The following is a 12,293-nucleotide window of genomic DNA, read 5'->3' as shown; positions in this document are numbered from 1 at the left end:
TGATATGATGCATCATGCGCACGACAGTGACGATCGACGAGCACCTCCTCGCTGAGGCCAAGATCCTGGCGGCGCGGGGGCACCGGACCATTGGCTCGGTGCTGGAGGACGCGCTGCGCCTGCTTCTTGCGGAACACTCGCGGCGGGCCGAGGTGGCGGGGGACTTCAGCCTGCCGACCTTCGAGCCGGACGATCCTGGTGTTCGCCCCGGCATCGACCTGCTGGACCGCGAGGCACTGGCGGAGGCGCTCGGAGACAACACCACTGCCTCACGGAGTTGACGTGCTCTTCCTCGACGTCAACGTCTGCCTCGATGCCTTCCGTCCCACCTCATCGGAGGATGCCGGCAGAGTCCACTCGTGGCTGGCGTCACGGTTGACCGGCGATGAGCAGCTCGGCCTCAGCGAGTTCGTGCTGTCGGCGATGGTGCGCATCGCCACGCACCCGAAGATCTATGCCGAGCCCGCCCCGGTGGGTGCGGCACTCGACTTTGCGGACGCGTTGCTGGCAGCACCCGCGACCACGGTGGTGCGGCCGGGCGGGCACCACTGGCGTCTGTTCAGCGACTTGGCCAGGACCTACGACCTACGGGGCAACCACATCCCCGACGCCTATCTCGCGGCCCTGGCCATGGAGCACGCAGGCACCCTCGTCACCCGGGATCGTCGCATCGGGCGATTCTCCGGGCTGCGCACGCTTGATCCGTTGATCGCGCAGGCTTAACTGCCGCACGGTGCGACTCGGTGCTGCAGCTGCTCAGCCCTCGGCCGGAGCCGGGTATCCCTCCGGGGGCATCGGGTGCATCTGTCTCATCCGGATGTGGTTGCCGGACGGGTCGCGGAAGCCGAAGTCGATGCCATAGGGCTGGTCGGTCGGCTCCTCCGGCACGTCGACACCCCTGGCCCGGAGCGCGGCGTGGGCGGCATAGGCATCGTCGGTCGTGAAGAACAGCGTGCCGCCGCCGGCGCCCTTGGTGACCATGCCCCGCACCGCCTCCGCGGTCTCGGGGTCGTAGCCAGGAGGCCCGGGCTTCTCCAAGAGGATCGAGCGGTCGGAGCCAGGGACCTTCACGGTCAGCCACCGCATGGGGCCGAAGTCCATGTCGGCGTCGAGCTCGAGGCCGAGGACGTTGACATAGAAGTCGAGGGCCTCGTCCTGGTCGGTCACGAAGATCTGCGAAATTGTCAGGTTGGTGATCATGCTGCCGACCCTAGGGCGGCCCGCAGGGCTCCTGCTTATCCAAAAGTGCTGACTTCGCGCCGTGGGCTGCGCCGCCTCAGCCGTGCTCCGAGGGCCGTGCCCAGCGCATCGCAAAGCAGGAGGGCACCTGCGGCAGGGGTCCGCGGCGGCGATAGGCGGTGGGGCTCTCGCCGATGATCGCCGAGAAGGTGCGACTAAAGGTCCCCAGGCTCGAGAAGCCGACCTCGAAGCAGATCTCGGTGACCGACAGGTCGCCGCTGCGGAGCAGGAACATCGCCCGCTCGACGCGCCGGCGCTGTAGATAGCGGTGCGGCGTCTCGCCGAACACCGCCCGAAACTGCCGGATGAAGTGCGAGGCAGACACGTGCGCAACCGAGGCGAGGGAGGGGATGTCCAGCTCCTCGGCATACGAGCGGTCCATCACATCGCGAGCAGCCAGCATGCGCCGGTTGAGGTCCTCCTCAGACAAGCTCACCGGCCCGGCGTGGAACGGGCCACCAGGGTCGTCCCCGCGACCCCGACAGCAAGCATGACCGCCCAGGTCCAGCCGTTCCAGGTGACGGGATTCCACGACAGGGTGAGTCCCGCACCGAGATACAGGATGCAGAGAAAGGTGACGACACGAGGCAGCACGTGTTCGGCGCGGATGGCCGCTGGGACATCAGGACCCACGACGAACTCCTCCCCGTGGCCCGAGACTGTCGATCCCTCGACATCGTAGACCCGTGGGCAGGTGCGGGGCCTGGCTGCCGCCGACACAGAGGTCGTCAGCGCCGCCGGTGCCGACCCACCCACCGGCCGACCACCGTGGCCAGCGCGTTGGCCGTGAGGTGCATCAGCGCGGGCGCCGCGAGGTGACCGCCGCGGCGCCGTGCGAGGCCGAGCACCAGACCGGCCACCGCCGTGGCGGCCACGATGCCGGCTGTGCTCCCGGCGGCGGCGCCGCCAGGTCGGTCCGGGTCGTTGTCCTGGCCATGAGCGGCGACGAAGGCACGGCTCGAGACGACGTGCCAGGCCCCGAATGCCAGGGACGGGACCGCGACGGTCAACGGCACCGAGCGCCCGTCGGGGTCGAGGAGCGCCGGCAGCGCCCCTCGGAAGGCGACCTCCTCGAGCACCACGGTGCCCAGCGGGATGAAGATACCCACGTGGGCGAGGGTCTGCGCCCAGGAGGCGTCCACCACCCGGTCGTCGTCCAGCAACTCCCGACCTGTGGTGGTGGCGCTCACCGCACCCAGGAGCAGCGCGAGGGCGGCGGACCCCGCAGCACCGGTGGCCAGCCCTGCTCGCAGCCGGCGCGGGTCGAGCCCGACCGCCGTGCGATCCACCCCGGCCCAGCGACCGAGGCCGAGGACCACGGCGGTGGTGCCGAGGTTCCACGTCATCGAGGCCGCCCGGCCCAACCGCGGCGCCGCGAGCACATTGGTCACCCCGAGCGCGAGCGCCACCCCACACGTGGCCAGGACGCGCCGGCGCACCGAGGGGCGCGGGCCGGACTGACCCGGCGCTTCGGCATACGCCGTGGCACCGCGGGAACCGGCCCAGGTGCTCACCCGAACAGGATCGCCGCCTCGTCCCAGCGCTCGCGCGGCACCGACTTGATCTCGCTGGTCGCCTCCGCCAACTCCACCGAGACGATGTCGGTGCCCTTCAGCGCCACCATGGTGCCCCACTCCTTGCGGTGGACGGCATCGATGGCCGCGGTCCCGAAACGCGTCGCCAGCACCCGGTCGTAGGAGGTCGGGACACCGCCGCGCTGCAGGTGACCGAGCGTCATACTGCGGGTCTCGATGCCGGTCCGCTCCTCGATGATCGGGGTGAGCTGCTCCGCGATGCCACCAAAACGAGGGCGGCCCATGTGATCGACGCCGTGCTTGGCCGAGACATCCTCACCGGCCAGGCGGAAGCCCTCCGCGGCGACGACCACGGGTGCCCGACCGCGGTTGACCGTGGCCTGCACCCAACCGGTGACCTGCTCGATGGTGACCGGCACTTCTGGGATCAGGATCGCGTGGGCACCGGAGGCGATGCCGGCGTTGAGCGCGATCCAGCCTGCGTCGCGACCCATAACCTCGACCACCATGCAGCGGTGGTGGGACTCGGCCGTGGTGCGCAGCCGGTCGATGGACTCGGTGGCGATCGCGACCGCCGTCTCAAAGCCGAAGGTGACGTCGGTGGCCGACAGGTCGTTGTCGATGGTCTTGGGCACCCCGATCACCGGCACACCCTCCTCGTGCAGCATCCGGGCGACGGTCAGCGTCCCCTCGCCACCGATCGCGATGAACCCGTCCATCTCATGCTTGTCCATCACTTCCCGCACCCGCTCGGCGCCCCCGTTGCCCTCGCCATACGGCCCCGTGCGGGAGGTGCCCAGGATCGTGCCGCCCTGCTTGGACAGGCCTCGGACCTGCTTGCGGGGCAGCGTGAAGATGTCGTCCTCCACGAGCCCGCGATAGCCGTCGCGGATGCCGAGGAAGGTGTGCTCATAGACCTTGTCGCCCTTGAGCACGATCCCGCGGATCACCGCGTTGAGGCCCGGGCAGTCGCCGCCACTGGTCAGGATGCCGATCTTCACGGGCACAGTCTGTCTGTTCTGGGGGTTCCGGGCCAATCTGTGGTGTCAGCGGGCGCGATCGGGGCCAGTTGGCGGAACGACTCGCGGCTCAGCGTCTCAGCGTGACCACAAACTGTTCCTCGTCGCCGGTGAGCGCGCCACCGTCCAGGTCGGTCATGGTGACCACCTGCAGCCCGGCCGCCTCCGCGAGACCGCCGAACGACTCCTGGGTGTGCCAGTGGATCACCCACTCCCGCTCGGCAACCTCGGACGTCTGCCGATCCCACCGTTCGTAGCGCACGTGCGTGGTGCGCGTTCGGTGCGCGGCGTCATACTCCTCGCTCAGGGCGGTGAACTGCAGCGCGGTGCCGTCCTCGGTCTCGGCCTGACGCGCCGTCCCCAGGTCCTCCCTGGGCGGTGGGATCCACAGCGGCACCTCAGCGATCCCGTCCTCGGTGAGATGCTCCCGGATCGCGGCCAGCGCGCGAGCGGCCAGGTCGTCGTCGGGCAGCAGTGTGAACGTCGGCCCCGCCAGGAAGATGGTCGCAAACCGGCGGTCAAGGGCCAGGTCCTCCATCCGCTGGTGGTGGGTGACGACCTCCAGCCCGGCCTCCGCAGCTCGCTGGGCACACCGCGCGAGCATGTCTGCCGACGAGTCCACTCCCTCGACGTCGAGACCGCGCCGCCGCAGTTCCAGGAGCGGGTCCCCGTCGCCACAACCGAGCTCCAGCGCAGGCTCCCCTGAGGCGGTGATGAGATCGGCATAGCGATCGACGGGGAAGTGGGTGCCCTTCAGCACGGCATAACCCTCGGCCACGATCCCCGTGTAGTAGTCGGCGGCGTCCATAGCCTCGAGGCTGGCACGGGATCCGCCTCAACACCACCGGTTTCCGATCTGAGCAGCACAGGCACGACCTAGAGTCGCCACTATGAAGTCCTGGGACGTGGCCACCGCCGGCCTGACCGCGCCACTGTCGGTGGTCGATCTGGACGCCTTCGACGCCAACGCGGCTGACCTGGTGCGACGGGCAGGTGGCAAGCCGATCCGGGTCGCCTCCAAGAGCCTTCGGGTGCGAGCCCTGATCGAGCGTGCCCTGGCAACGCCCGGCTTCGCCGGCGTGATGGCGTATGCCGTGCGCGAGGCCCTGTGGCTCGCTCGCCCCAGCGCTGGGACTGCTGAGTCAGCCGGCGCCGCCGACGCAGGGATCGAGGACGTCTTCGTCGCCTATCCGACGGTCGACGTGACAGCCGTACGGGAGATCACCGCGGACCCGGTGGCGTCCTCCCGGATCACGCTGACGATCGACAGCATGGAGCACCTCGACCTGCTGGCGTCGGCCGCGGGGCAGCACCCGTTGCGGGTCGCCCTCGACGTCGACTCCTCGCTACGGTTCGGCCGGGGACGGTTCACCGCCCACCTCGGGGTGCGGCGCTCCTATCTGCGCGACCCGGACGAGGTGGCTTCCCTGGCCAGGGCTGCCCGAGACCGCGGACTGACGGTCGTGGGGCTGATGTTCTATGACGCCCAGATCGCCGGTCTGCCGGACAGCTCCCCCGCGGTGCGCTGGGTCAAGGCTCGCTCGGCGCAGGAGCTGTTGGTCCGCCGCGCCGCCGTCGTCGCCGCGGCGCGGGACGTCACCGAGCTGGAGTTCGTCAACGGCGGGGGCACCGGCAGCCTGCATGTGACCGGGCAGGACCCGGTCGTGACCGAGCTCGCCGCAGGCAGCGGACTGTTCGGCCCCACCCTCTTCGACGGCTACCGGTCCTTCACGCCGAGCGCTCGGCGGCACCCCGCTGCATGTGCTCAACCCGGCACTGGAGAGCATCGGCCTGGCGCTGCCCAACCTCGGTGACATCGACCGTCAGACCATCACGGGGGCGATCTGCACCGGCACGCACGGCACCGGCGCGCACCGCCAGGGCATCGCCGCCGCGGTCACCGGCCTGACTCTCGTCACGGCCGACGGCTCCGTCGTCGAGTGCTCCGCCGAGCAGCATCCGGACATTTTCCAGGCCGGCCGAGTCTCCCTCGGTGCTCTCGGGGTGATCACCGAGGTCGAGCTGCAGTGCGTGCCGGCCTTCCGGTTGCACGCCCGCGAGAGCAGCGCCGACATCACCGAGGTGCTGGCGGACATCGACACGCTGGTCACCGACCACGACCACGTCGACATCCACTGGTTTCCGCACACCGACCGGTGCCTGCTCAAGTGCAACAACGAGGTGGCCACTGCGCCGGCAGGTCGGGCTGGCCAGCCGCTGCCGTCCTGGCGGCAGGCGCTGGATGACCGCTTCCTGTCCAACACGGTCTATGAGCAGGTCAACCGTCTCGCTGCCCTCCGCCCCGCCCTGGTGCCCAGACTCAACCAGATCTCGGCCCGCGCCCTGGGGGCCCGCCAGTTCACCGACGCCTCCTGGCGGGTGTTCTGCTCCCCGCGAGAGGTGCGCTTCACCGAGAGCGAGTATGCGCTGCCGCGCCACGCCCTGCGCCCGGTGATGGCCGAGCTGAGGGGATGGATCGCGGCGGAGCGGGCGCCCCTGCCCTTCCCGGTGGAGGTGCGGTTCGCCGCGGCGGACGACGTGTGGCTGTCTACCGGCTACCAGCGGGACAACGCCTACATCGCGGTGCACCAGTTCCACCGGATGGACGGCACGGCCTCCTTCGCTGCCTTCGAGGAGATCGTCACCCAGCACGCAGGTCGTCCGCACTGGGGCAAGCTGCACACCCTCGGCGCCCAGCAGCTGCGCGCCGCCTATCCGCGCTTCGAGGACTTCCTCGCCGTCCGGGACCGCCTCGACCCCGACCGGGTGTTCGCCAACGACTACCTGGACCGGGTGCTGGGCCCCTGACGGGAGACGTATTGTGAGGAGGGTGAGCCTCTATGACATCCCTCTGAGCACCCTCGATGGCCGTCCCGCCACCCTGCGCGAGTTCGCCGGTCGCACCCTGTTGCTGGTCAACACCGCCTCGCGCTGTGGGATGACGCCGCAGTATGCCGGGTTGGAGCGACTGCAGGAGACCTACGCTGAGAAGGGTCTGACCGTGGTCGGATTCCCCTGCAACCAGTTCGGTGGGCAGGAGCCTGGCACGGCCGAGGAGATCCAGACCTTCTGCGCGACCACCTATGGCGTGACCTTCCCGATGATGGACAAGGTTGAGGTCAACGGACCCGGGCAGCACCCGCTGTTCGCCGAGCTCACCGCCGTGCCGGACGCCGAGGGACGGTCCGGCGAGGTCGGCTGGAACTTTGAGAAGTGGCTGATCGACCCCAGCGGGCTCCCGGTGACCCGTTTCCGCTCCCGGGTCGAGCCCGAGTCGGCCGAGATCGTGGCCGCGATCCAGGCGCAGCTCCCCGCGGGGCCGGACGAGGCGGGCCAGCCCGACCAGCTCGCCTGAGGCTGCCATGCACGTCACCGACCTCTGGCTCTATCCCATCAAGTCCCTCGCGGGGGACCCGGTCGACGAGGCGCTCGTCGAGCCGTGGGGCCTGGCCGGAGACCGGCGCTGGGGGCTGATCGACCCCGCCGGTGAGAAGGTCACCGCCCGCGAGGAGCACGCCCTGCTGGGTCTGCGGGCCGAACAGATCGACGAGGACACGATCCGGATCCATGATCGGGAGGGCGACAGCATCCTGGTCGAGACGCCCCTGGGCCTGGGACCGGTCCCGGTCAGCCACTCGCGTCAGGGTTTTGCCAATCCCGCCGACGAGGACGTCAACTGGTGGATCCAGGAGCGCGTCGGCAGCCCGCTGCGCCTGATCTGGCAGGAGGACCCGACGGTGCGCCGGGTTTCCGGCGCCCATGGCGGTCAGGAGGGCGACGTGCTCTCCCTGGCCGACGCCGGCCCCCTGCTGATGGTCTCGCGCACCTCCGTCGAGCAGGTCCGCGAGTGGGTCGGGCAGGAGTGGGCGCAGGAGGATCCCGAGGCGACGACGATCCGGTTCCGGCCCAATGTGGTCATCGACGGTGGCGAGCCGTTTGCGGAGGACGCCTGGCCGACGGTGCGGATCGGTGAGGTGGACTTCCGCACGGCAGAGATCTGCGACCGGTGCGTGATGGCCACGATCCACCCGCAGTCCCTGGCTGCAGGCAGGGAGCCGACGGCCACCCTGGCGCGCCACCGCCGGTGGGATGGCAAGACGTGGTTCGGGACCCGGCTGGTGCCGCTGGGAGGCGGCACCTTGCGCGTTGGTGACGAGGTCGTCCCCGGGACCTGAGCGCTCAGGCGTCGTCGCTGGTCACAGTCGCCGACCGCTAGGCGTCGCTCAGTTGTCGTCGCTCAGTTGTCGGCGCTCAGCGTGGAGAGGACGTCCTGCTCCTCGTCCCAGGTCAGACCTGACTTCCGCGAGTTCGAGCCCTCCGCCAACCACCGCAGCGTGTCCTGAGCGGTCTCCGCCAGCGGGCGCGGTGCCAGCCCCGCCGCCAGGGTGGAGGACACGTCACGGTCCCGCATGCCGGCATACTCCTCGCCGGGCAGCCAGAGCGGCAGTGACCGGGGGCCGGCCCAGGGGCGGACATCCAGTTGGAGCAGGGTCTCGGGGTCGGTCCAGACCAGCCGCACCGGTGGGCGCCGCTCCCGGCCCGGCACCGTCACCTGAGACACCCCGCGGGCCGTCTCGTCGAGGACCTCCGAGAAGGGTTGGGCGGGACCGACCGCGTCGAAGACGCCGGTGAGGCCCTCCTCGGCCGAGCTGACGAGCCACGCGGCCAGGTCGCGAACGTCGATGACCTGGGTCGAGGCGTCGGCGGGCTCCGGGACCAGCACCCGCCCGCCGCGGGAGAGCCGCTCGGGCCAGTAGGTGTAGCGCCCGCTGGGGTCACCGGGCCCGATGATCAGCCCGGGACGGACGATCAGGCACCGGTCCCCGAGGCGGGACTGGACCGCCTGCTCGCACGCGACCTTGTTGCGACCGTATGCCGTGGGGTCGCTGGAGTCGTCCAGGTCGCCGTCGGCCGGGGGGAGGGTGGGCGTCACCGCGGGGGTGCCTCCCGGCTGGGAGAGGTCCGCATAGACGCTGACGGTGGAGATGTAGGTCCAGTGCCGCACCCGGTCGGCCAGCGCGGTGACGGCCGTCTCGACCCACGAGGGGGTGCTGGCCACGTCGATGACGGCGTCCCAGTCGTGGGAGGCCAGTCCCGTCCAGGTCCCGGCGTGCGGGTCGGTCTCCTCCGACCGGTCGACGATGGTGTGCCGAGCACCCTTCGGCACGGCTCCGCTGTCGCCCCGGGAGATGCACCGGACCTTGTGGCCGCGGTCCAGGGCAGTCTGGGCAACCGCCTTGGAGAGGAAGACGCTGCCGCCAAAGATGAGGAACTTCACGCCCCCATCCTGACCCAGACCCCTCAGCGCCGCGCGCGGTCGGCGTAGTCGGCGTGTTCTCGGCCGAAGGCAGCCTTGCGGGCGCGGCCGGTGTTGGGGAGCCTGAGCAGACGGAACTGTGCCCGCCGCTCTCGGCGGAAGGTGGCCCTGGGACCGGCGTTCCAACTGGTCTCGAAGAGCTGCTTGCCCGCGGCCAGGGCGTCGGGTGACCGGGTAGCCAGGAGAGCGGCCAGCTCGGCTGCCGCCGCGTGCGGGTCCGCGGCGACACTGGCGAGTCCCAGGCGGTCGGCGGCGGTGCCGTCGATGATCTCGGCCGTCATCGTCAACCGCTTGGCCTGGGACATGCCGACCTGGTCGGCGAGCAGTCGCACCCCGGCCATGTCGGGGATCAGCCCCCACTTGCCCTCGAGCACCGACCAGCGGGCGTCGGCCGTGGTGAAGCGGAAGTCGGCTCCGAGCGCGATCTGCAGCCCTCCTCCCAGGCAGTTGCCGTGCACCGCGGCGATCACCGGCACCGGCAGGCGGCGCCAGCCGTAGCAGGCCTCCTGGAAGGTGTTGGTCCCGCGCCAGGGGCGCGTGAGGAACGCCGTGGCGAGGCTGGTCCGGTCCGCCAGCACGGACTCGAAATCCAGTCCGGCACAGAAGGACTCGCCCTCCCCGGAGAGGATGACGGCGCGCAGGGTGCGGTCCGCCCGCAGGCGGTGCGCGGTGTCAGCCAGGTCGCCCAGCATGTCCAGGGTCAGGGCGTTGAGCTTGTCCGGCCGGGCCAGGCTGACGTGGGCGACCGAGCCCTCGATGGTGCAGGTGATGTGCTGGCCCACGGACTCCGCCGATCGTTGGTGCTGGCCACGGCCCAGGGTGCACCCGATGGGTGACCCTGGGCCGTGGAGGTCGTGCTCAGCCTAGCGACGTGACGGTGCCGGAGCAGGCGCCGTGGCGTCCCGACTCACTCGTCGGTGTAGTCGAGCGCCTCAAGCGCCTCCTTGACGGACTCCGCGACGGCGGCGGTGCCCCCGACGACCCGCAGGTGCGGTGCCTCCAGGCGCTCCAGCTCGGTGGCGGTCACCAGCGGGAGCAGGTCCGGCTTGACCAGCAGCACCGGTGACTCCAGGTGCCCGGCCAGGGCCGCGGCGCCCAGCGCGTCTGGCCAGTCCTCACCGGTGGCGATGTAGCCGAACTCGCTGACGGTCAGCTCTTCCGACAGCGCCGCGGCGGTGGCGTAGCGGTCCTCCCCGCTGACCCGAGTGACCTCTCCGGTGGTGTAGTCCTCCAGGTCGGTCATGACGTCTGCGGAGACGGACCCGGTCCCGCCGACGACCACGATGTTTCCGGGCGTGAGGTCCTCCAGCGCGTCCTGGGTGCTCAGCGGGATGCCGTCGGTGCGGACCAGCAGCACCGGAGCCCCGGTGGCGCCGGCCCGAGCCCCGGCGGCGAGGGCGTCGGGATAGTCGAGGCCGGTGGCGACATACACAGTGTCGGGTGCCTCGAAGCGGGTGGCGATCGCGGCCGCGGTGGCATAGCGGTCCTCGCCGCTGAGGCGGGTCACGGTCCCGTCGGTGAAGGCCCCGAGCTCGGTCAGGACGTCGGGGGAGACCGCGCCCGTCCCGCCGCTCACGATGATCTCAGCCGGGTTGAGGGCCGTGAGTGCGGCCTGGGTGTCCAGCGGGATCCGGTCCGTGTCGGTGAGCAGGACCGGTCCGTCCTCGTGACCGGCCGGGGCGGTTGCGGTCAGGGCGTCGGGGAAGGCACGGCCCGTGGCGATGTACACCACGCCGGCGCCCTCGGGATAGACGGACAGCGCTGCGGTGGCGGCGGTGGCGAAACGGTTCTTGCCGCTCAGCCGCTCCACGCTCTCCGGACCCTCAGGGTCGGGCTCGGTGGCCTCATCGGCGTAGGCCACGAAGACGCCGGTGCCCCACTCCACCTGGTTGTCGCCGACAGGGTGCACGCCGGCGGTGAAGGACACGTCCCCGCTGTTGTTGATCCTCGGGGCACCGCCAAAGATGGGGCTGTCGTTGTGCTGGCCGAGCTGGGCCTGACCGTTGTCGGTGCTCACCTCGTCGCCCTGTCCGGCCACTCGGGTCACGCTCTCGCCGTCGGCGACGTAGACGGCCTGACCCGTCGCATCGACAGCGCGGAAGACGACCTGACCAGCATCGTTGACGTCCGGCGCGAACGAGTCGAAGGACGCGATGCCGTCCTCCCCGGCCACGGCGACCTCCGTCGCGCTGGTGCCGTCGAGGAGCACCACGACCTTGGTGCTGTCCGCCGCGCGGGTGGCGATGGCGGCGACCAGACCGTTGTCGCTGAGACCGACGGAGTTGTCGAACCGGGAGTAGGGAGAGTTCTCGTCCACGACGGTGGAGGCCGCGAGCAGCTGGCTGGTCCCGTCGGCCTCGAAGAGGCGGATCTCGACGGAGTTGCTGATGTCGCCGACCAGGCCAACCTTGCCGGCGATCTGACCGGCATCGTTGCCGCGTGGGGTGTAGAGGTAGCCGAAGGGGCTCGTGGGGTCCAGCGTGCTGTCCTGCACGTAGTAGGTGCCGGTGCTGCCCTGCACCCCGGCCCAGGCGCGGCCGGAGCCGAAGGTGCCGCCGAAGGTGATGCCACCGGCCTCGTCGATGGCGGGGCTGTTGTAGCTGCTGGGGAGCACCGGTGAGGTCCCGACCTGGCTGACCAGCCCCGAGTCTCCGTCCAGCCGGTAGAGCGAGTTGTCCAGGCCGCCGCCGCCGAAGGTGAACGCGATGTCACCGTTCTCGTTGAGGCTCGCCTCGTTGGGGACACTCTCGTTCTCGGTGCCGCGGTGCACGATGGAGCCGGTGCCGTCGCCGCCGAACCAGATGCCGGGAGCGCCGGAGGTGGGGTCGCCCTCGGCGGCCGTGAACTGGACCCGGAAGGCGATCTGGGCGGCGTCGTTGATGTCCGGGGTGATGCTGTTGAAGCTGCTGCCCGGGGGCAGGTTGAAGCCCTCGTCGTTGACCAGCAGGTTGGTGCGGGCCTGGAGCTCGATGGTGTCGTAGTCCGCGGTCTCTGCCGCGGTCGCTTCACCATCGTCGGTCCCTGCACCGGTGGCGAGCGGAGCGAAACAGATGGTGGTCAGCAGGGCCATCGTGGTGCTGGGCACCACGAGGCCGCGACGGAGGACGCGCGTCATGGGGAAGTCCTTAGAACGGGGTGTGGGAAGGGTGAGTCAGTCACCCGATATGCGCAGGCTAGGTCGCT

Annotated in this window: 15 protein-coding genes; 6 read left to right on the top strand and 9 right to left on the bottom strand. The window is 70.5% G+C overall.

The window, feature by feature from the left end:
* Positions 1-14: 14 nt before the first annotated feature.
* Both FNH13_RS00380 and FNH13_RS00375 read left to right on the top strand, forming a co-directional pair.
* Positions 15-281 carry a type II toxin-antitoxin system VapB family antitoxin gene (locus tag FNH13_RS00380; RefSeq protein WP_143781623.1) on the top strand — a complete coding sequence of 89 codons (267 nt, stop codon included), beginning with the start codon at positions 15-17 and terminating at the stop codon, positions 279-281.
* A gap of 1 nt (position 282) precedes the next feature.
* Complete coding sequence (locus FNH13_RS00375) at positions 283-723, top strand: TA system VapC family ribonuclease toxin (protein WP_165699949.1); 441 nt, start codon at positions 283-285, stop codon at positions 721-723.
* Between the two features lie 33 nt (positions 724-756).
* On the opposite strand, the gene FNH13_RS00370 is transcribed toward FNH13_RS00375, so the two are convergent.
* From FNH13_RS00370 to FNH13_RS00345, 6 genes are all read right to left on the bottom strand, one after another.
* Positions 757-1,200 carry a VOC family protein gene (locus tag FNH13_RS00370; protein ID WP_143781621.1) on the bottom strand — a complete coding sequence of 148 codons (444 nt, stop codon included), beginning with the start codon at positions 1,198-1,200 and terminating at the stop codon, positions 757-759.
* Between the two features lie 76 nt (positions 1,201-1,276).
* On the bottom strand, positions 1,277-1,675 hold the full coding sequence (locus FNH13_RS00365) for a helix-turn-helix domain-containing protein (RefSeq protein WP_202878836.1): 399 nt from the start codon (positions 1,673-1,675) through the stop codon (positions 1,277-1,279).
* Positions 1,672-1,872 carry a hypothetical protein gene (locus tag FNH13_RS00360; RefSeq protein WP_143781620.1) on the bottom strand — a complete coding sequence of 67 codons (201 nt, stop codon included), beginning with the start codon at positions 1,870-1,872 and terminating at the stop codon, positions 1,672-1,674. The genes FNH13_RS00365 and FNH13_RS00360 overlap by 4 nt, the downstream gene beginning before the upstream one ends.
* Positions 1,873-1,967: 95 nt before the next feature.
* On the bottom strand, positions 1,968-2,753 hold the full coding sequence (locus tag FNH13_RS00355; protein ID WP_143781619.1) for a CPBP family intramembrane glutamic endopeptidase: 786 nt from the start codon (positions 2,751-2,753) through the stop codon (positions 1,968-1,970).
* A complete protein-coding gene (locus FNH13_RS00350) occupies positions 2,750-3,775 on the bottom strand; it encodes a 6-phosphofructokinase (RefSeq protein ID WP_143781618.1) in 1,026 nt (341 codons plus the stop codon). The genes FNH13_RS00355 and FNH13_RS00350 overlap by 4 nt, the downstream gene beginning before the upstream one ends.
* An 88-nt stretch (positions 3,776-3,863) precedes the next feature.
* A complete protein-coding gene (locus tag FNH13_RS00345; protein WP_143781617.1) occupies positions 3,864-4,601 on the bottom strand; it encodes a class I SAM-dependent methyltransferase in 738 nt (245 codons plus the stop codon).
* Between the two features lie 82 nt (positions 4,602-4,683).
* On the opposite strand from FNH13_RS00345, the gene FNH13_RS00340 reads away from it, so the two are divergent.
* Genes FNH13_RS00340 through FNH13_RS00325 form a run of 4 tightly spaced genes read left to right on the top strand, consistent with a single transcriptional unit; the run spans position 4,684 to position 7,968 of the window.
* On the top strand, positions 4,684-5,607 hold the full coding sequence (locus FNH13_RS00340; protein WP_143781616.1) for an alanine racemase: 924 nt from the start codon (positions 4,684-4,686) through the stop codon (positions 5,605-5,607).
* Positions 5,555-6,601, top strand: coding sequence for a D-arabinono-1,4-lactone oxidase (locus tag FNH13_RS00335; RefSeq protein ID WP_229576550.1), 1,047 nt, complete (start codon positions 5,555-5,557; stop codon positions 6,599-6,601). The genes FNH13_RS00340 and FNH13_RS00335 overlap by 53 nt, the downstream gene beginning before the upstream one ends.
* Before the next feature lie 22 nt (positions 6,602-6,623).
* Positions 6,624-7,148, top strand: a complete 525-nt coding sequence (locus FNH13_RS00330) for a glutathione peroxidase (RefSeq protein WP_143781614.1) — start codon at positions 6,624-6,626, stop codon at positions 7,146-7,148.
* Positions 7,149-7,155: 7 nt separating this feature from the next.
* Positions 7,156-7,968 (top strand): MOSC domain-containing protein, encoded by an 813-nt coding sequence (locus FNH13_RS00325; RefSeq protein WP_143781613.1) that lies wholly within the window; start codon positions 7,156-7,158, stop codon positions 7,966-7,968.
* A gap of 62 nt (positions 7,969-8,030) precedes the next feature.
* On the opposite strand, the gene FNH13_RS00320 is transcribed toward FNH13_RS00325, so the two are convergent.
* The 3 genes from FNH13_RS00320 to FNH13_RS00310 all read right to left on the bottom strand — a co-directional run bounded on the left by FNH13_RS00320 (position 8,031) and on the right by FNH13_RS00310 (position 12,225).
* Entirely contained in the window at positions 8,031-9,071 is a 1,041-nt protein-coding gene (locus tag FNH13_RS00320; RefSeq protein WP_143781612.1) for an NAD-dependent epimerase/dehydratase family protein, read from the bottom strand.
* 23 nt (positions 9,072-9,094) lie between these two features.
* Positions 9,095-9,892, bottom strand: coding sequence for a crotonase/enoyl-CoA hydratase family protein (locus tag FNH13_RS00315; RefSeq protein ID WP_143781611.1), 798 nt, complete (start codon positions 9,890-9,892; stop codon positions 9,095-9,097).
* 125 nt (positions 9,893-10,017) lie between these two features.
* The gene (locus FNH13_RS00310; protein ID WP_143781610.1) at positions 10,018-12,225 is read right to left on the bottom strand and encodes a cell wall-binding repeat-containing protein; all 2,208 of its coding nucleotides are present in this window, start codon (positions 12,223-12,225) and stop codon (positions 10,018-10,020) included.
* Between the last annotated feature and the right edge of the window lie 68 nt (positions 12,226-12,293).

The organism is Ornithinimicrobium ciconiae, assembly GCF_007197575.1.
Lineage (GTDB): Bacteria > Actinomycetota > Actinomycetes > Actinomycetales > Dermatophilaceae > Ornithinicoccus > Ornithinicoccus ciconiae.
The sequence above is the reverse complement of the archived record's forward strand: the minus strand, read 5'-3'. Positions and strand labels throughout refer to the sequence as shown.